18 protein-coding genes are annotated in these 16,218 nt (G+C 57.3%); 9 read left to right on the top strand and 9 right to left on the bottom strand.

The genetic code is table 11. The annotated features are described in order from the left end of the window. The first annotated feature begins 15 nt into the window (after nt 1-15). The 7 genes from B30_RS15080 to B30_RS15050 all read left to right on the top strand — a co-directional run bounded on the left by B30_RS15080 (nt 16) and on the right by B30_RS15050 (nt 5,507). The gene (locus B30_RS15080; RefSeq protein ID WP_009572986.1) at nt 16-936 is read left to right on the top strand and encodes a manganese-dependent inorganic pyrophosphatase; all 921 of its coding nucleotides are present in this window, start codon (nt 16-18) and stop codon (nt 934-936) included. A gap of 62 nt (nt 937-998) precedes the next feature. Beyond that, nucleotides 999-1,478, top strand: a complete 480-nt coding sequence (locus tag B30_RS15075; protein WP_009572985.1) for a GNAT family N-acetyltransferase — start codon at nt 999-1,001, stop codon at nt 1,476-1,478. Nucleotides 1,479-1,574: 96 nt separating this feature from the next. Further along, entirely contained in the window at nt 1,575-2,450 is an 876-nt protein-coding gene (locus B30_RS15070; protein ID WP_009572984.1) for a TIGR01459 family HAD-type hydrolase, read from the top strand. 179 nt (nt 2,451-2,629) lie between these two features. After that, on the top strand, nt 2,630-3,073 hold the full coding sequence (locus B30_RS15065; protein ID WP_009572983.1) for a MaoC family dehydratase: 444 nt from the start codon (nt 2,630-2,632) through the stop codon (nt 3,071-3,073). Between the two features lie 27 nt (nt 3,074-3,100). Next, the gene (locus tag B30_RS15060) at nt 3,101-4,027 is read left to right on the top strand and encodes a bifunctional riboflavin kinase/FAD synthetase (RefSeq protein WP_009572982.1); all 927 of its coding nucleotides are present in this window, start codon (nt 3,101-3,103) and stop codon (nt 4,025-4,027) included. Further along, entirely contained in the window at nt 4,024-4,473 is a 450-nt protein-coding gene (locus tag B30_RS15055; RefSeq protein ID WP_009572981.1) for a YcgN family cysteine cluster protein, read from the top strand. Before B30_RS15060 ends, B30_RS15055 begins: the two co-directional genes overlap by 4 nt. Further along, a complete protein-coding gene (locus B30_RS15050; RefSeq protein ID WP_009572980.1) occupies nt 4,473-5,507 on the top strand; it encodes a threonine aldolase family protein in 1,035 nt (344 codons plus the stop codon). Before B30_RS15055 ends, B30_RS15050 begins: the two co-directional genes overlap by 1 nt. Here the strand turns inward: B30_RS15050 and B30_RS15045 are convergent. Continuing rightward, on the bottom strand, nt 5,504-6,103 hold the full coding sequence (locus tag B30_RS15045; RefSeq protein ID WP_009572979.1) for a 2-hydroxychromene-2-carboxylate isomerase: 600 nt from the start codon (nt 6,101-6,103) through the stop codon (nt 5,504-5,506). The two genes, B30_RS15050 and B30_RS15045, sit on opposite strands and share 4 nt — an antisense overlap. 209 nt (nt 6,104-6,312) lie before the next feature. Between B30_RS15045 and B30_RS15040 the strand changes: the two genes are divergently transcribed. Beyond that, on the top strand, nt 6,313-7,329 hold the full coding sequence (locus B30_RS15040) for a ribose-phosphate pyrophosphokinase (RefSeq protein ID WP_009572978.1): 1,017 nt from the start codon (nt 6,313-6,315) through the stop codon (nt 7,327-7,329). Nucleotides 7,330-7,415: 86 nt separating this feature from the next. Here the strand turns inward: B30_RS15040 and B30_RS15035 are convergent, their stop codons facing one another. The 8 genes from B30_RS15035 to B30_RS15000 form a co-directional block, all read right to left on the bottom strand. Then, a complete protein-coding gene (locus B30_RS15035) occupies nt 7,416-7,685 on the bottom strand; it encodes an H-type lectin domain-containing protein (RefSeq protein WP_332835021.1) in 270 nt (89 codons plus the stop codon). Between the two features lie 270 nt (nt 7,686-7,955). Further along, nucleotides 7,956-8,366 carry an ATP synthase subunit epsilon gene (locus tag B30_RS15030; RefSeq protein WP_009572976.1) on the bottom strand — a complete coding sequence of 137 codons (411 nt, stop codon included), beginning with the start codon at nt 8,364-8,366 and terminating at the stop codon, nt 7,956-7,958. 136 nt (nt 8,367-8,502) lie between these two features. Beyond that, a complete protein-coding gene (gene atpD, locus B30_RS15025) occupies nt 8,503-9,927 on the bottom strand; it encodes a F0F1 ATP synthase subunit beta (protein ID WP_009572975.1) in 1,425 nt (474 codons plus the stop codon). Between the two features lie 19 nt (nt 9,928-9,946). Next, a complete protein-coding gene (locus B30_RS15020; protein ID WP_009572974.1) occupies nt 9,947-10,819 on the bottom strand; it encodes a F0F1 ATP synthase subunit gamma in 873 nt (290 codons plus the stop codon). A 23-nt stretch (nt 10,820-10,842) separates the two neighbouring features. Beyond that, on the bottom strand, nt 10,843-12,378 hold the full coding sequence (gene atpA, locus B30_RS15015) for a F0F1 ATP synthase subunit alpha (RefSeq protein ID WP_009572973.1): 1,536 nt from the start codon (nt 12,376-12,378) through the stop codon (nt 10,843-10,845). Next, nucleotides 12,378-12,938 carry a F0F1 ATP synthase subunit delta gene (locus tag B30_RS15010; RefSeq protein WP_040402703.1) on the bottom strand — a complete coding sequence of 187 codons (561 nt, stop codon included), beginning with the start codon at nt 12,936-12,938 and terminating at the stop codon, nt 12,378-12,380. Before B30_RS15010 ends, atpA begins: the two co-directional genes overlap by 1 nt. Before the next feature lie 520 nt (nt 12,939-13,458). Beyond that, nucleotides 13,459-14,307, bottom strand: coding sequence for a DUF481 domain-containing protein (locus B30_RS15005; RefSeq protein WP_009572971.1), 849 nt, complete (start codon nt 14,305-14,307; stop codon nt 13,459-13,461). Nucleotides 14,308-14,595: 288 nt separating this feature from the next. After that, nucleotides 14,596-15,345, bottom strand: coding sequence for a class I SAM-dependent methyltransferase (locus B30_RS15000; RefSeq protein ID WP_009572970.1), 750 nt, complete (start codon nt 15,343-15,345; stop codon nt 14,596-14,598). A gap of 62 nt (nt 15,346-15,407) precedes the next feature. Between B30_RS15000 and gloB the strand changes: the two genes are divergently transcribed. Then, on the top strand, nt 15,408-16,187 hold the full coding sequence (gloB, locus tag B30_RS14995) for a hydroxyacylglutathione hydrolase (protein WP_009572969.1): 780 nt from the start codon (nt 15,408-15,410) through the stop codon (nt 16,185-16,187). Nucleotides 16,188-16,218 lie beyond the last annotated feature (31 nt).

Raw genomic sequence — 16,218 nt, 5'->3', positions numbered from 1 at the left:
CTATGGGACAGACATATGACCACGCTCGTTTTCGGCCACAAATCCCCTGACACAGATTCCACCGGTTCCCCGCTCATCTGGGCATGGTACCTCAACGAAGTGAAAGGCGTTGACGCCAAACCCGTGCTTTTGGGCGCGCCGAACACAGAAGCCGCGTTTGTGGTTGAGAAATGGGGCTTTGAAATGCCCGAGATCATTTCTGAGGTTGCTGAAGGCCAGAACGTTGTCATCGTCGACACCAACAACCCGGCCGAATTGCCGGACGCAATCAATGACGCCAATGTCATCGCCATCATTGACCACCACAAACTTGTGGGCGGCCTTGAGACCAAAGGTCCGATCGACATCACCATCCGCCCGCTCGCCTGCACCGCGACAATCATGTATGACCTGATGGGCGACGATGCCGCCAAAATGCCCGACAACATCAAAGGCGCGATGCTGTCTTGCATCCTGTCCGACACATTGGAATTCCGGTCCCCAACCACCACGGACGTGGACAAAGCCCTGGCCGAAAAACTGGCCTCTGAACTGAACATCAACTTGGGCCAATACGCCTCTGAAATGTTCGAAGCCAAATCCGATGTCTCCGCCTTTTCTGACGCCGAATTGTTGCGGATGGATTCGAAAGAATACGCCGTCGAAGGCACCAAATTCCGCGTCTCCGTGTTGGAAACCACCGCGCCGAAAATCGTGCTGGACCGCAAAGCCAGCCTGTTGGCTTCCATGGTCGATGTCGCCAAGGAAGACGGCGTGGATCATGTGCTGTTGTTCGTGGTCGATATTCTGAATGAAGAAGCCACCATGTTCGTGCAAAACGATGTGGTGAAAGCCGTGGCGGAGAAATCCTTTGGCGCCACTGTGACGGGCGACTCTGTTGTGCTGCCGGGCATCATGTCCCGCAAAAAACAGATCATTCCGAACCTGAAGCTGTAATCTAAGCGATAGCCCAAAGGCCCGCCCAATCCGGCGGGCCTTTTTCGTTTGAGGAGCCGTTCATGGCGACACGCCCGGATTTCATGCGCGAACTGAAACGCGGCGAAGAGGACGAGGTCTTCGCCCTTTTGACCGCCGCTTTTGGCCAAAAAGACGAGGCCAAACTGGTCGATGATCTGCGCAAAACCCGCGCGATCGCCGGCGAAATGGTCCTGCCCTCCTCCGAGGGGATTGTCGGCTATGCCGCGCTCTCGACCATGGTCTCACCCAAAGGCTGGCTCTGCCTCGCCCCGGTCGCCATCCGCCCCGATCTGCAACGTCATGGCCATGGTCGACGCCTTGTTGGCATGATCTCGCAATGGTCGGTGATGAGCGGCAACAGCTTGGTCGTTTTGGGCGATCCGGCATTTTACACCCGCTGCGGTTTTGCCCCGATCCCGGCGGGCTTCACCTCTCCCTATCCGCTGGACCACACCTTGATCGCAGGCCCGACACAGACGAAGACTCCCGCGCTGATCTACCCCAGAGCCTTTGAAGGCTGACATGCTGAGGGTCCCGATCCGTTGCGCTTGATGCCGCCCCTCCCCTTTCCGCCCAAATAGCCTATATCAAAGGCGACCCTAAATTCAGAGGCCCCAATGACCCGCCTGATCCAATCGCTCCCCGAGATTTCCACCAATTACGACGCGCTGTTCGTCGATCTGTGGGGATGTGTCCACAACGGCGTAACCGCCTACCCCGAGGCCTGTGCGGCCCTGCAAGCGTACCGTCAAACCGGCGGCAAGGTGGTGTTGGTGACCAACTCGCCGCGACCTTGGCGCTCGGTTGCGACTCAAATCAAAGAGTTCGGCGTGCCGGATGACGCCTATGACGCCATTGCCACCTCAGGCGATTCGGCGCGTTTGGCGATGTATCTGGGCGTGGTGGGGCAAAAAGTGCATCACATCGGCGACATGTTCAAAGACGATTTCATGCAGCCGATGGACATCATTATGGAAGAAGCGCTTGAGATCACCGAAGTGCCGCTGAAGGACGCGGAGGGCATTGTCTGCTCTGGTCCCGAAGACCCTCTGGCCGATCCCGAAGAGTATCGCGGCACCTTCCTCTACGCCAAGCAAAAGGGCATGAAACTGCTCTGTGCCAACCCTGACATTGTTGTCGATCGGGGTGAAATCCGCGAATGGTGCGCCGGGGCTTTGGCCGCGCTTTATACCGAAATGGGCGGTGAGAGCCTCTATTTCGGCAAACCGCACCCGCCGATTTATGATCTGGCGCGGCGTCGCCTGTCGCGCATCGCTGAGGTCGAGGACGCGCGCATCCTATGCATTGGCGATGGCATCGGCACCGATGTGATGGGCGGCATTGGCGAGGGCTTGGACGTATTGTTCATCACCGGCGGCTTGGCGGCCAAAGAATTCGGCCCCGATCCGATCAACCCCGATCCTGCCCGGTTGAAAATGTGGCTCTCCGAGCAAAACCTGGCTCCGACAGCGGCCATTTCCCTTCTGCGCTAAGTGGCTGTGGCGTGGCAAACAGGCCGCGCCACACCACAAACTGCCTCAAATAAGAGACATGTTGTGCGAAATATATTTGCACACAACATCACATTTTAGTTTTTTTCTTTCGCGCAATATTGTTTCGTTTATCATTTGAGTCTATGCTGCACTGCAACACAGCGAAGGATTCGGAGATCATGTTGGACAATATGCCCCGCGGAACCATCTGCATCGAGGACATCGAAATCGGGATGACGCGCTCTTTGCGCAAAACCATCACCGATCATGACATCGAGTTGTTTGGTGAAGTTTCGACCGACCGCAACCCCGTGCATTTCGACGATGACTATGCCAACGACACGATTTTCGAAGGCCGCATCGCCCATGGCATGTTGACGGCGGGTCTCATTTCGGCGGTGATTGGCGAGCAATTGCCCGGCCATGGCACCATCTATATGGGCCAGACTTTGAAATTCCTCGCCCCCGTGCGCCCCGGCGACACCGTGTTGGCCGAAGTGACCGTAACCGACATCATCCACGCAAAACGCCGGGTTGCTCTTGAATGTCGCTGTACCGTAGGCGATACCGTAGTCTTGAAAGGCGAGGCTATGGTGCTTGCGCCGAGCCGCAAATTCGACTGACGCGGGGGGCTCCCCGCGAGGAGCCCCATGCAGATTCACACGCACTGGACCGACATTCCTGACGAGGCCAAAGGCTGTTCTGCCGCCATTGGCAATTTTGATGGTGTGCACCTTGGTCACCGCCGTGTCATTGACCTTGCGCGCCAATATGGCCCACTTGGTCTTGTCACCTTTGAACCCCATCCGCGTGAATATTTTGCCCCCGGCGCCCCGCCCTTTCGCCTGATGAATGCCGAAGCCAAGGCCAATCGACTGGCGAAACTCGGGGTTGAACAGTTGTTTCAACTGCCGTTTGACGCCGATATGGCAGCGATGACGCCAGAACAATTTGCCCGCAGCGTGATCAAAGACGGGCTTGGCCTGAGCCATGTCGTGGTCGGGGCCGATTTTTGCTTTGGCTCCAAACGCGCCGGCAAAGTCGAAGACCTCAAACGGTTTGGCGAAGAGATGGGCTTTGGCGTCACCGTGGCCGAGCTTTTGGAAACCGATGGCGGCGTCTCCTCCTCCTCTGCGATCCGCGTGGCTTTGGCCGAAGGCCGACCGAAAGATGCCGCCAATATGCTGGGTCACTGGCACCGCATCGAGGGCATGGTCGGGCATGGCGACAAACGCGGTCGCGATCTTGGCTTTCCGACGGCCAATATGTCCATCGCTGGGCTGCATGCGCCGAAATTTGGCGTCTACGCGGTGCTGGTCGATGTCCTCACCGGCCCGAACAAAGGCAGCTATCAAGGCGCGGCGTCTCTGGGCGTCAAACCGACCTTTGGCGCAAATCTGCCCTGCCTTGAGACCTTTGTGTTTGATTTTGAAGGCAATCTTTACGACGAACATCTCTCCGTCGCCTTTGTCGATTACCTGCGGCCCGAATTGGTGTTCACTGATTTGGATGCGCTGATCGTGCAAATGAATGCCGATTGCGAGCGGGCGCGTCAGATCCTTGGCGCTCTGGAATGAGCACGCGCCCCCGGTTTTGGGAAACCGTCCCGCTCAAAAAGATGACCCCCGAAGAATGGGAAGCGCTGTGTGACGGCTGCGGCAAATGTTGCCTTAATAAAATCGAGGATGCGGACACCGGCGAGGTGTTTTTAACACGCGTCGCCTGTCGGCTTTTGGATGATCAGTCCTGCCAATGCGGCCAATATCAGATCCGCAAAAACCTTGTGCCTGAGTGCATTCAACTCAGCCCCGAGACCATCGAAACCCATGCCTATTGGATGCCCGTCACCTGCGCCTATCGCCTGTTGTGGCAGGGGCGCGAGTTGCCCGACTGGCATCCGCTGTTGACCGGCGATCCCGAAAGCGTCCATGCCGCAGGCGTCTCTGTGCGCGGACGCACCGTCCCGGAATTCGAGGTCGATGAGGACGAGTGGGAAGACTATATCATTGAGGAGCCGAGCTGATGTTTTTTGGGTCTGACAACACCTCCGGCGTGCATCCAAAACTGATGGAAGCGCTGACCAAAGCCAATGACGGCTACGCCTCCCCCTACGGCACGGACCGCTGGACGGCGGAATTGACCGAGCGGCTGCGCGACCTGTTTCAGGCCCCGGACGCATTGGTCTATCCGATGACCTCCGGCACCGGCACCAATGCGGCGATTCTGGCGGCGATGACCCCGCCCTGGGGCATCATCTATTGCCATAAAACCGCGCATATCGAGGTGGATGAACGCAACTCCGTGCCATTTTATTCCGGCGGGGCGAAACTCAAACCTTTGCCCGGTACGGCCAGCCGTCTGGCCCCTGAGGAGCTGCACGGTGAAGTCATCTCTGACGGCGCCAAAGACGACATTCACGCCAGCCCGCCCGCTGCCGTGTCCCTGACCAACTTGACCGAATTTGGCGAACTCTATCGCCCGGCGGACATCGCCGCGATCGCTGATGCCGCACAGTTGCCACTGCACTTAGATGGCGCGCGGTTTGCCAATGCGATGGCGGCCTCGCACGCCTCGCCATGGGAAATGACCCGCGAAATTTCGGCGCTCTCTTTGGGAGCGACCAAAACCGGCGCGATGGCGGCAGAGGCGGCGATCCTGTTTGATCCATCGCTCAAAAATGCCTTTGAAAGCAACCGGATGCGCGGCGGGCACAATCTCTCAAAAGCGCGCTATGTCTCGGCGCAAATACTGGCGTGGCTTCAGGATGATCTATGGCTTGAGCTGGCAACCCAGGCCAATGCCATGGGTGCACGATTGGCCGCCGGGATCACCGAGATCGGTGGCGAGTTGGCCTATGAGGTGGCGGGCAATATGGTGTTCGCCCGCCTGACTCGCGCCCAACACGCCAAGGCAAAGGCACGCGGCGCGGTCTATAATCTTTGGGGCGCACAGCCCGTGATAGGTGACCCGGATCAGCCGATGCTCGCGCGGTTTGTCGCAAGCTGGTCCACGACTGAGGCCGATGTCGACGCGCTTTTGGCGACGCTTACCGACTAAAGCGCCGCCAAATAAGCGTCCAGATCTTCCAACCGGTCCTGCCCCCAAAACCGCTCGTCCGTGTCGGTCACGATATAAAATGGCGAGCCAAACACCCCGGCCGCAAGCGCGTCCTCCAGGTTGCGCGCATAGACCTCGGCGCCCTTCAACATCCCGGTCATCGACAACATCGGATCAAAGCCAGAGGCCTTGAGCGCCTCGGTGATCACCGCATCCTCGGCGATATTTTTGTCCTCTTCCCAGACCGCGTTCAACAGGCGCTGCACCAATCCGTCGAGATCACCACCCCCCGCCTCTTGCGCCGCGATCACCGCATAGGAGGCAGGCGCAACGTTGGTCGGCCAGAATGCCGGCTCAAACTTCATTGGCTTGTCCAATTTGGCGGCAAAGCGTTTGAGTTCCTGCATCCGGTACAGTTTGCGCCCTTCGGTGCGCTGCGCCGGACGCGGTGCGCCTGTGCGGTCAAACATGGCGAGAATATCATAGGGTTTGTAGTGCACGGTCGCGCCATGACTGGCAGCGATTTCGGCAAAACGGTCACCCGCGAGATAGGTGAAGGACGACAAGAGCGAAAAATAGTAATCAATATGGGCCATTTGGTCCCTCCCGATGGATGCGTTTCGCCATGACGTTACTGTGCGCGGCCCTGGTGGAAAACCAGTTTCACCGCAAAAGAACGAGAAAGACACAGTTCACGCAGCGCCACCCTACCTCTGACATAGACGATGCGCGGTCTGAGTGGTAAGCGGTGGGCACGTTACGATTCCGTGACAGATCTGGCCAAATCACCTCGGGAAATGCGCTCATGCCCTCCACTCACGAACCGAAAATCATTTCAGGAAATGCCAACCGCACGCTTGGCAACGCCATCGCCCGGCGCTTGTCAATGCACCGGGGCATGTCCATCGACCTGTGCGATGCGCGTGTGGAGCGGTTCAATGACGGCGAGATTTTCGTCGAGGTCTATGAAAACGTGCGCGGCGAGGACATGTTCATTGTTCAACCGACCTCAAACCCAGCCAATGACAACCTGATGGAATTGCTGATCATCACCGATGCTCTGCGCCGCTCCAGCGCGGGTCGGATCACTGCTGTGATCCCGTACTTCGGCTATGCTCGTCAGGACCGCCGTACCAAAGCCCGCACACCGATCACCGCCAAACTCGTCGCCAACATGTTGGTCGAAGCGGGGATTGAGCGGGTGTTGACGATGGATCTGCACGCGACCCAGATTCAGGGTTTTTTCGACATTCCGGTGGACAACCTTTACGCCTCGCCGGTGTTCGCCCTCGACATCAAACACAATTTCAAAGAGGGCTTGGAGGACATCATGATCGTGTCCCCCGACGTTGGCGGCGTGGCCCGCGCCCGCGAATTGGCGAAACGCATCGAAGCGCCGCTGTCCATCGTCGACAAACGCCGCGAAAAGGCCGGTGAAGTGGCCGAAATGACCGTCATCGGCAATGTCGCCGGCAAAAAATGTATCATCGTCGATGACCTTGTCGATACCGCAGGGACGCTGTGCAAAGCCGCCGATCTTTTGATGGAACACGGCGCGGCTGAGGTGCACGCCTATATTTCTCACGGCGTTCTCTCAGGCCCGGCTGTTGAGCGCGTGACCAATTCCAAACTCTCTTCACTGGTCATCACCGACTCGATTGAGGCCTCAGATACGGCGAAAGCCTGTAAAAACATCCGCATCGTGCCGACCGCGCCGCTGTTTGCGCAGGCGATCATCAACACGTGGAACGGCACCTCCGTGTCAAGCTTGTTTGAGGACAAGACACTGGTGCCGCTCTATGAGGGTGTCTATCACCCCTGAAGCGTTTCGGATTTAACGATCTGATAGGTGAGACACACGAAAGGCGCGATGGGGTCCCCACGCGCCTTTTTCATGTCAGCCTTGGCTCAATAGAGGTCCCAGTCATCCTCGTGACGTACCGGGCCGATGGCCATCCAATCGGCACGCACACGGGCAATCTTTGTGTCGCCCCAGGTGCGGAAAACGATCACAAACCCGTCCTCGGAGACCATTTCGGCTGTGATATCAACGCGGTGGTTGGTGGTTTGGTCAATGTCGAGCATCGACAAGCTGACCTGAACCATGGGACGCTGACTAAACGCCTCGTCAAATTCGACGACACGCCGCAACTCGCGCGGGCCTTTGCCCGTCCACATCGCTCCGCCGTCCTGAAAATCCGAAAAAAGCAGGATGGACCCCTGTTCTATTCCAATTTGATGACTATCAATTCGTAACATTTGGTCTTTTGATCTCTGTCCCCGGTTCAGATTGCCTAAAAGGTATCTGAAAGGGAAGCGGAAAAGGGCGAGCTGAGTCAATCGAATGCGCACTCTGGTTGCACTCGACGGGTGCCGTGCCTGACATCAGGCAAAGAAAAAGCCCCACAGCGCGAACTGCGAGGCTTTTCAAACCTGTGTCACAGCCAATCAGAGATTGGTGTGGAACCCAAGATCCTCGGCGATATGAACCAGATCAGCGAGGAATTTTTGAGTCATGTGGTGTTCGTCGGGATGCGCTTCTTCGTGGGCTTTGGTGGCCTGCTTGAGAAGATCGGTGACGACCTCTTGGGACATTTCGCCCCGCGGCAGGGCCAGTTCGGCCAAAACAGAGATCGTGTCGGCGGACAGCTCGGCAAAGCCCCCCGTCACGACATATTGCTCCTCAACGCCTGCCCCCGTCGCGGTCAAAAGACCGGGACGCAGCGACAAGATGGTCGGCTCATGACCAGCCATCGCGGTGAGGTCACCATCGGCCCCCGGAATCTGCACCTGCTCCACGAGAACGGAGGTCAATTTCCGCTCAGGAGAGACGAGATCAAATTGGACATTAGCAGCCATGAATGGCCTCCTTCAAATGGTTTTCCCGGCAAGTCGCTCACAATACTGGGGAAAACCTGTGCCCGATATTGATGTCGCGAGCGTTTCGAGATCAATCCCAGGGGGGGCTGTATCTCGAAACGCTTAGGGTGAACGATTAAGCAGCTTCAGCGGCCAGTTTTTCGGCTTTTGCGAGCACGTCACCGATCCCACCAACCATGTAGAAGGCAGCTTCCGGCAGGTGATCGTATTCGCCAGCGACAACAGCTTTGAACGAAGAGATCGTGTCTTCGAGCGGAACCTGCACACCATCAGAGCCGGTGAACACTTTTGCCACGTCGAACGGCTGAGAGAGGAAACGCTGAATTTTACGGGCACGCGCCACGGTCAGCTTATCTTCTTCCGACAATTCGTCCATCCCGAGGATGGCGATGATGTCCTGCAACGACTTGTAGCGCTGAAGGATGTTCTGAACATCACGTGCCACCAAATAGTGCTCTTCGCCAACGATCTGCGGGTCCATGAGACGCGAGGTCGAGTCGAGCGGATCAACAGCCGGGTAGATACCAAGCTCGGAAATCGCGCGGTTAAGAACCGTGGTTGCATCCAAGTGAGCAAAGGTTGTTGCCGGTGCAGGGTCGGTAAGGTCATCGGCCGGAACGTACACAGCTTGGATCGAGGTGATCGAGCCGTTTTTGGTGGAGGTGATGCGTTCCTGCATCGCGCCCATGTCGGTGGCCAATGTCGGCTGGTAGCCCACAGCAGACGGGATACGACCGAGAAGTGCGGACACCTCGGAACCAGCCTGTGTAAAGCGGAAGATGTTGTCCACAAAGAACAGAACGTCTGCGCCGGTCGCGTCACGGAATTGCTCGGCCAGGGTCAGACCGGTCAACGCAATACGCATACGAGCGCCGGGAGGCTCGTTCATCTGACCGTAAACCAGAGCAATCTTGGAGTCCGTGAGGTTGTCAGGAGTCAAAACGCCGGATTCGATCATTTCGTAGTAAAGGTCGTTCCCTTCACGGGTCCGCTCGCCAACGCCGGCAAACACGGACAAACCGGAGTGCACTTTGGCGATGTTGTTGATGAGCTCCTGGATGAGAACCGTTTTACCAACACCCGCACCACCGAAGAGACCAATTTTACCGCCTTTGGAGTAAGGAGCGAGAAGGTCAATCACTTTGATGCCGGTGACGAGGATTTCGGCTTCGGTCGCCTGCTGGTCGAAATCCGGTGCTTCTGCGTGGATCGGACGGAATTCGGTGGCGTTGATCGGGCCTTTTTCGTCAACCGGATCGCCGGTGACGTTCAGGATGCGGCCCAAGGTGGCCGGACCCACAGGGACCGTGATCGGGCCGCCGGTGTTGGTCACGTCCTGACCGCGCACGAGGCCTTCTGTGGCGTCCATCGCGATGGTGCGCACAGAGTTTTCACCAAGGTGCTGAGCAACTTCGAGAACCAGACGGTTGCCGTTGTTGTCGGTTTCAAGAGCGTTCAGAATAGCGGGAAGGTCGCCATCGAACTGAACGTCCACAACGGCGCCAATCACCTGCGTGATCTTGCCTTTTGCTTGTGCCATGTATCTGTCTCCGGTGTTCTTAGAGCGCTTCAGCGCCCGAGATGATTTCGATAAGCTCGTTGGTGATGACGGCCTGACGCGAGCGGTTATACTGGATCGTCAGTTGGTCGATCATGTCGCCTGCGTTGCGGGTTGCGTTGTCCATTGCGGACATGCGCGCACCCTGCTCGGAGGCCGCGTTTTCCAAAAGAGCTGCAAAGATTTGCGTGGCCACGCCGCGCGGCAGAAGGTCAGCCAAGATGGCCTCTTCGGACGGCTCATAATCGTACAGAGCGCCTCCGGTGTCCTCGCTTGCCTCATAGGCGGCGGGGATGATCTGCTGGGCGGTCGGCACCTGTGTCACCACGTTTTGGAACTTCGAATAAAAGATCGTGGCCACGTCAAACTCAAGCGAGTCAAAGCGGGCCAAAAGACCTTTGGCGATGTTCTGCGCGTGGACATAGCCGAGCTTTTTGACATCAGAGAGGTCAAAATGTTCGACAAACAGGTCCGAGTAATCGCGTTTCAGCTGTTCACGGCCCTTTTTGCCAACGGTGATAATTTTCACCGTTTTGCCCTGGGCTTTGAGTTCAGCGATCCGCAGGCGCGCCAATCTTACGATATTGGTGTTGAAGCCACCGCACAGCCCCTTTTCAGAGGTCATGACAACGAGCAGCTGCACATCATCTTTCCCCGTCCCGGCCAGAAGCCGGGGCGCGGTATCAGAGCCACCTACAGAGGCCGACAACGCACCCAGCACAGCGTTAAAACGCTCTGCATAGGGGCGCGAGGCCTCGGCCGCATCCTGGGCCCGCCGCAATTTTGCGGCAGACACCATTTGCATGGCCTTCGTGATCTTCCGCGTGGATTTCACGCTGGCGATCCGGTTTTTAAGGTCCTTGAGGTTGGGCATCTAGCTGTCCTTAATCCTCGGGATTACGCGTAAGTCTTGGCGAATTCGTCCAGAACAGCCTTAAGCTTATCTGCAGGCTCGCCTTTGATCTTGGGATCTTCGTTTGTGATCCACTCAAGAATATCGGCGTGCTGGTTGCGCAGGAACTCAAGCATCTGTGCTTCATATTTGCCAACCTCTTTTACCGGGACTTTGTCCAGGTAGCCATTGGTGCCAGCAAAGATGACGCAGACGATTTCGGCGTTGGTCAACGGCGAGTACTGCGGCTGTTTCATCAGCTCGGTCAAACGCGCACCACGGTTCAGCAAACGCTGAGTGGAGGCGTCAAGGTCAGACCCGAACTGAGCAAACGCTGCCATCTCGCGGTACTGAGCGAGCGACAGTTTCACCGGACCCGCCACGGAGGACATGGCTTTGGTCTGAGCCGAGGAGCCCACGCGGGACACGGAAAGACCGGTGTTCACAGCAGGACGGATGCCTTGGTAGAACAGTTCGGTTTCCAAGAAAATCTGACCGTCGGTGATGGAGATCACGTTGGTCGGAATAAACGCGGACACGTCGCCACCCTGAGTTTCAATGATCGGCAGAGCGGTGAGCGAGCCAGACCCGAAATCTTCGTTGAGTTTCGCAGAGCGTTCCAGCAGGCGAGAGTGGAGGTAGAACACGTCACCCGGATAGGCTTCACGCCCCGGCGGACGACGCAGAAGCAAGGACATCTGGCGATAGGACACAGCTTGTTTCGAGAGATCATCATAGATGATCAAAGCGTGGCGGCCATTGTCGCGGAAGTGCTCCGCCATTGCTGTGGCGGAATACGGTGCCATGAACTGCATCGGCGCCGGATCGGACGCGGTTGCGGCCACAACGATGGTGTATTCGATCGCACCGGTTTCTTCGAGCTTTTTAACAAGCTGAGCCACGGTAGAGCGTTTCTGACCGATTGCCACGTAGATACAGTACAGTTTGTCGTTTTCAGACTTGGCTGCATCGTTATAGGATTTTTGATTGAGGATCGCGTCGAGAGCCACAGCGGTTTTGCCGGTCTGACGGTCGCCAATGATCAGTTCGCGCTGGCCACGCCCGATCGGGATCATCGCGTCCACGGATTTAAGGCCGGTGGCCATCGGTTCGTGCACGGATTTACGCGGAATAATGCCCGGCGCCTTGCTGTCTGCGATGCGACGTTCGGCGGTGTTGATCGGACCTTTGCCGTCAATCGGATTGCCCAGACCGTCCACGATGCGACCCAAAAGGGCGTCACCTGCGGGAACGTCCACGATGGATTTGGTGCGTTTCACAACGTCACCTTCTTTGATCGCGCGGTCGGACCCGAAGATCACGACACCGACGTTGTCGGCTTCAAGGTTGAGCGCCATCCCGCGGATACCACCGGGGAATTCGACCATCTCACCGGCTTGAACATTATCGAGACCGTACACGCGCGCGATCCCGTCCCCGACGGAGAGCACGCGCCCCACTTCAGCGACTTCGGCCTCTTGGCCAAAGTTTTTAATCTGCTCCTTGAGGATCGCAGAAATTTCGGCTGCCTGGATTCCCATTATCCGACCTCTTTCATTGCATTCTGGAGGGAGTTGAGTTTGGAGGCGATCGACGTGTCGATCATCTTCGAACCCACTTTAACGACAAGACCGCCGATGAGGGCTTCATCCACGGTCGCATTGATAGTCACGTCCTTGCCAAAAGTCTCCGAGAGGGTCTTGGCAAGTTTGGTGGTCTGCGTTTTGGTCAGCGCCTTTGCGGACGCAACCTCGGCCGTCACTTCACCACGCTCTTCGGCAAGCATATCGCTCAAAGAGGCCACGAGTTGCGGCAGGGCAAAGATCCGGCGATTCTGAGCCATCAGTGCCAGAGTGTTGGACAAGATGTCCGACAGGCCGGCCTTTTTGGCGATGGCAACAATCGCGGCCTCAAGCTCTTCGCGTGAATAGAGCGGCGATGAGATAAGAGCCGTCAGATCGGCACTCTCACTGAGGGCCGTGGACAATGTTGCCACGTCTCCCTCAAGAGCCTTGATGGCATTGCCTTCTTTGGCCAATTGAAAAATGGCCGTTGCATAGCGTGCGGCGATGCCGCGGGAGATCGAAGCTGGTTCGGACACGTCCACCCTTCCGATGTCTTTGGGCCGTCTCCCAGCCGCCCCGTTGCCGGGATTGTGAACTGAGATTGGGCAGCGTGATAAACCCACGCATCACGCGCGAGCAGCAAAATCAGCGTGGATGTAGCAGAGGCTCATCCATGCCGCAACCTTGTTGCGCGACAGATTGGCGACTTTAGCGCCAACAGTTTGAAAGTTGCTTCGTTTGTATTTCAATACGTTAAGAAATCCGCGACGTGACGGCACAAAAAAAAATTGTAGCAGAAAGTTCCGCCCAAAGTTCCGTCCCCTGTACCGCGTTCACGGAATCGTGCGATTCCCCGCCATCGGGCATCTCCCGGATGCCTTTTTAGGGCCGCGTGCGGCACAGTTCGCGCACAGCCCGCGCCATGAAAGACACAGGGTTTTCGAACCCATTTCATCTGCCCGGAAGAACGGGGCATATAAAACGAAACATCGCGAAAACGGGGGCCCTGCGGCCCCCGTTTCCCGTTGCATACCTGATGTTCAAAAAGCGATCGCGTTATTTCAGCGAATAGACCAGTGACACGCCGAGTGTGTTGTCGGTGTGCTTAAAACCCGCGAGCGGATCACTGTTGAACTCGGTCAAAAGCGACGTGCGCATGGCGAGCGGGCCGTTCAGCGCCACGTTGAACGCCAAATCGTTGGTCACGGACGTGTCTGTGTCAGAGGCGATGATGTCGGTGTCGTTGGTGAAGAACATGCCATTGCCAATGTCATAAAAGAACTTGGAGCTGACAGATCCAGCGACCTCATCAATATCATCTTCGAGAGAGCCATCCGCAACTTCGGCATAACGGTAGCCTGGACCCGCCTGAAGCGACCAAGAGACGTCGTTGGTGTTCACGATACGGTACCCAAGACCAATCCCCACGAAGCTGTCCGTCTCATAAGAGCTGAACTCGTCGTATTTGGTGCGGATTTGACCATAGCCGTAGAGGTTCTCATTGAACATCCGGGTGTAGTCATAGGCCGCAGCCAGAGAGTTCGCGGTCGTATCGTCTTCGTCTTCGCTGTAGTTGTAGCTCAAGGCAAAATCATGGCCGTTGACACCATCACCAAAACCAAGGCGTGCGCCAACACCGAAATCTTTGGTGTCAGAGTTGCCGGAGGTGGCATTGGCCGTTGCGGAGACAGAGCCATAAGCCCCGTTCATGCCTGCGCCGCGACCGAAATTGCGCGAGTTGCGCGCGTCGTCGAACTCGTCCTGGATGCGTTCTTCGATCGCCTCGACATTATCGCCAACAGCATCAACACTGTTGAATACCGTCGTGCTCTCGGCAAAGGCCGGGAGGGCTGCGGTCGAGAGCAAAAGAGCGGCGAGGGCGGGGGTGATTTTCTTAAGACCCATAAATGAAGTCCTTTCCTAGTTAAGAACACAAGGCTGCAATCCTGCGCGCCTTACGGCCTCATCTAAACGCTTGCCCAAGAAGCACCAGAGCCGCCGGGAAAATTCGAGGATTCATTGTATTTCAGCAACTTGAGCAGATTTATGCCGATAAAATCTCGCCATTTTTCGCCCTTTCTGGCGACAATAAGCCGACATTTTCACATCTGCGTGAAAGCCCTTGTCAAAGAATATAGAAATTCAGCACGGTAATTCGGCAAAGTGCCGAGCCCTCTGACATCGGCAAATCAATCAGACCGGCTTTGCCTCCGGGACAGGCCGCAACCCCTCCAACACCCGGCTGGGGCGACGGACCGCTTCGGGGGTGCCTGATCCGGTTTGGGCGTAGACCTGTTTCGACACTTCGACCATCAACACTCCCCCCGCCAGAGCGGTGGAGACACGTCGCCCGACCCGTTCCCACACCGGCCCCCAACGCAACCAAAAGCGTTTGTGCGAGGGTGGTTGAAACAGCACGGCGGCGTGACGTTCAGGGATAAACCCGGCTTGGCGCAATTGGCTTTCGAGTTGGCCCAACGAATAAGGACGACCGTAGCCAAAGGGCGTGCTGTCTGAGCGCGACCAAAGCCCGCCCCGGTTTGGCACCACAAACAGCGCCCGCCCGCCGGGACCAAGCGCCCGCCAGCATTCCGCCAGCAAAGGCTGTGGATTGTCCGACGTTTCCAGCCCGTGCATCACCACCAGTTTATCAACAAACCCGGTCTGGATCGGCCAGCGCGTTTCCGGGCACAGCGCCGACACATTGGGCAAACCTGCGGGCCAATGCATCACCCCCTGTTGATCCGGCATCAAGGCCACAACCCGGCGCGCATCTTCCAGAAAGGGCCGCAACAATGGCGCGGCAAAGCCAAACCCCGCCACGGTCTGACGCGAGGCATCGGGCCAGAATTCCACGACCTGAGTACGGATCGCCCGCTGTGCCGCGCGCCCCAATCCGGTCCGGTAATAAAAATTTCTAAGCTCAACAACGTCGAGATGCATTGCAATCGGTAGCCTTGCGCCAAATGTTAAGGGAACAATGACCCAAAGCCGGAGAAAATGCTATGGCCCATGAGAGAGACGTCGAGATCGTCACTGTCTCAGCCCTGTCTGACAATTACGATTTCCTCGTGCATGATCCGATCAGTGGCCGCACGGCTTTGGTTGACGCCGCCGATCCCGAACCGATTTTGGCGGCACTGGCAGAGCGCGGCTGGCACTTGGACGAAATTTGGCTGACCCATCATCATTGGGATCACATTGACGGCACGGCAGCGCTGGTTGAGGCCACGGGCGCGCAGGTGACGGGCGCGAAAGCCGACCAACACCGCCTGCCGCCTATGGCCCGCGTGGTGGAACCGGGACAGAGCTTTGCGTTTGCCGGGCATCAGGTCAATGTCTTGGCCGCCGATGGGCACACCATTGGTCACATCGCCTATCACATGCCTTCGGCCAAGGCGCTTTTCACCGCCGATAGCCTGATGGCGCTTGGCTGTGGCCGCCTGTTTGAGGGCACGCCTGCGCAGATGTGGGACACGCTCAGCCGCTTTATGGCGCTGCCCGACGATACGGTGATTTATTCCGGCCATGAATACACCGCCGCCAATGCCAAATTTGCCATAACGATTGAGCCCGACAATGCGGCCCTTTTGGCGCGGATCAACGACATCGAGGCCGCGCGTACAAAAGACCAACCCACCGTGCCCTCTGTTTTGGCCTTGGAGCGCGCCACCAATCCGTTTTTACGCGCAGGACTCTTCGAGGTAAAAACGCATCTGGGGCTGACCGGAGCCTCCGATCTCGAAGCGTTTACCGAAATCCGCGCGCGAAAGGACCAATTCTGAGTCTGCTATCTCCTTGCAATCCCTCCGCACT

Source organism: Celeribacter baekdonensis B30 (assembly GCF_000299875.1).
In the GTDB taxonomy this organism is placed as follows: domain Bacteria; phylum Pseudomonadota; class Alphaproteobacteria; order Rhodobacterales; family Rhodobacteraceae; genus Celeribacter; species Celeribacter baekdonensis_A.
This window is presented reverse-complemented; position numbering and strand designations above follow the sequence as displayed.

What these genes read in the sequence shown, in the direction of transcription:
- B30_RS15020 (WP_009572974.1), bottom strand. Translation starts at nt 10,819, where the DNA reads ATGCCCAACCTCAAGGACCTTAAAAACCGGATCGCCAGCGTGAAATCC.
- atpA (WP_009572973.1), bottom strand. Translation starts at nt 12,378, where the DNA reads ATGGGAATCCAGGCAGCCGAAATTTCTGCGATCCTCAAGGAGCAGATT.
- B30_RS15000 (WP_009572970.1), bottom strand. Translation starts at nt 15,345, where the DNA reads ATGCATCTCGACGTTGTTGAGCTTAGAAATTTTTATTACCGGACCGGA.
- atpD (WP_009572975.1), bottom strand. Translation starts at nt 9,927, where the DNA reads ATGGCACAAGCAAAAGGCAAGATCACGCAGGTGATTGGCGCCGTTGTG.
- B30_RS15050 (WP_009572980.1), top strand. Translation starts at nt 4,473, where the DNA reads ATGTTTTTTGGGTCTGACAACACCTCCGGCGTGCATCCAAAACTGATG.
- gloB (WP_009572969.1), top strand. Translation starts at nt 15,408, where the DNA reads ATGGCCCATGAGAGAGACGTCGAGATCGTCACTGTCTCAGCCCTGTCT.
- B30_RS15045 (WP_009572979.1), bottom strand. Translation starts at nt 6,103, where the DNA reads ATGGCCCATATTGATTACTATTTTTCGCTCTTGTCGTCCTTCACCTAT.
- B30_RS15055 (WP_009572981.1), top strand. Translation starts at nt 4,024, where the DNA reads ATGAGCACGCGCCCCCGGTTTTGGGAAACCGTCCCGCTCAAAAAGATG.
- B30_RS15060 (WP_009572982.1), top strand. Translation starts at nt 3,101, where the DNA reads ATGCAGATTCACACGCACTGGACCGACATTCCTGACGAGGCCAAAGGC.
- B30_RS15035 (WP_332835021.1), bottom strand. Translation starts at nt 7,685, where the DNA reads ATGTGGACGGGCAAAGGCCCGCGCGAGTTGCGGCGTGTCGTCGAATTT.
- B30_RS15065 (WP_009572983.1), top strand. Translation starts at nt 2,630, where the DNA reads ATGTTGGACAATATGCCCCGCGGAACCATCTGCATCGAGGACATCGAA.
- B30_RS15030 (WP_009572976.1), bottom strand. Translation starts at nt 8,366, where the DNA reads ATGGCTGCTAATGTCCAATTTGATCTCGTCTCTCCTGAGCGGAAATTG.
- B30_RS15075 (WP_009572985.1), top strand. Translation starts at nt 999, where the DNA reads ATGGCGACACGCCCGGATTTCATGCGCGAACTGAAACGCGGCGAAGAG.
- B30_RS15070 (WP_009572984.1), top strand. Translation starts at nt 1,575, where the DNA reads ATGACCCGCCTGATCCAATCGCTCCCCGAGATTTCCACCAATTACGAC.
- B30_RS15080 (WP_009572986.1), top strand. Translation starts at nt 16, where the DNA reads ATGACCACGCTCGTTTTCGGCCACAAATCCCCTGACACAGATTCCACC.
- B30_RS15040 (WP_009572978.1), top strand. Translation starts at nt 6,313, where the DNA reads ATGCCCTCCACTCACGAACCGAAAATCATTTCAGGAAATGCCAACCGC.
- B30_RS15005 (WP_009572971.1), bottom strand. Translation starts at nt 14,307, where the DNA reads ATGGGTCTTAAGAAAATCACCCCCGCCCTCGCCGCTCTTTTGCTCTCG.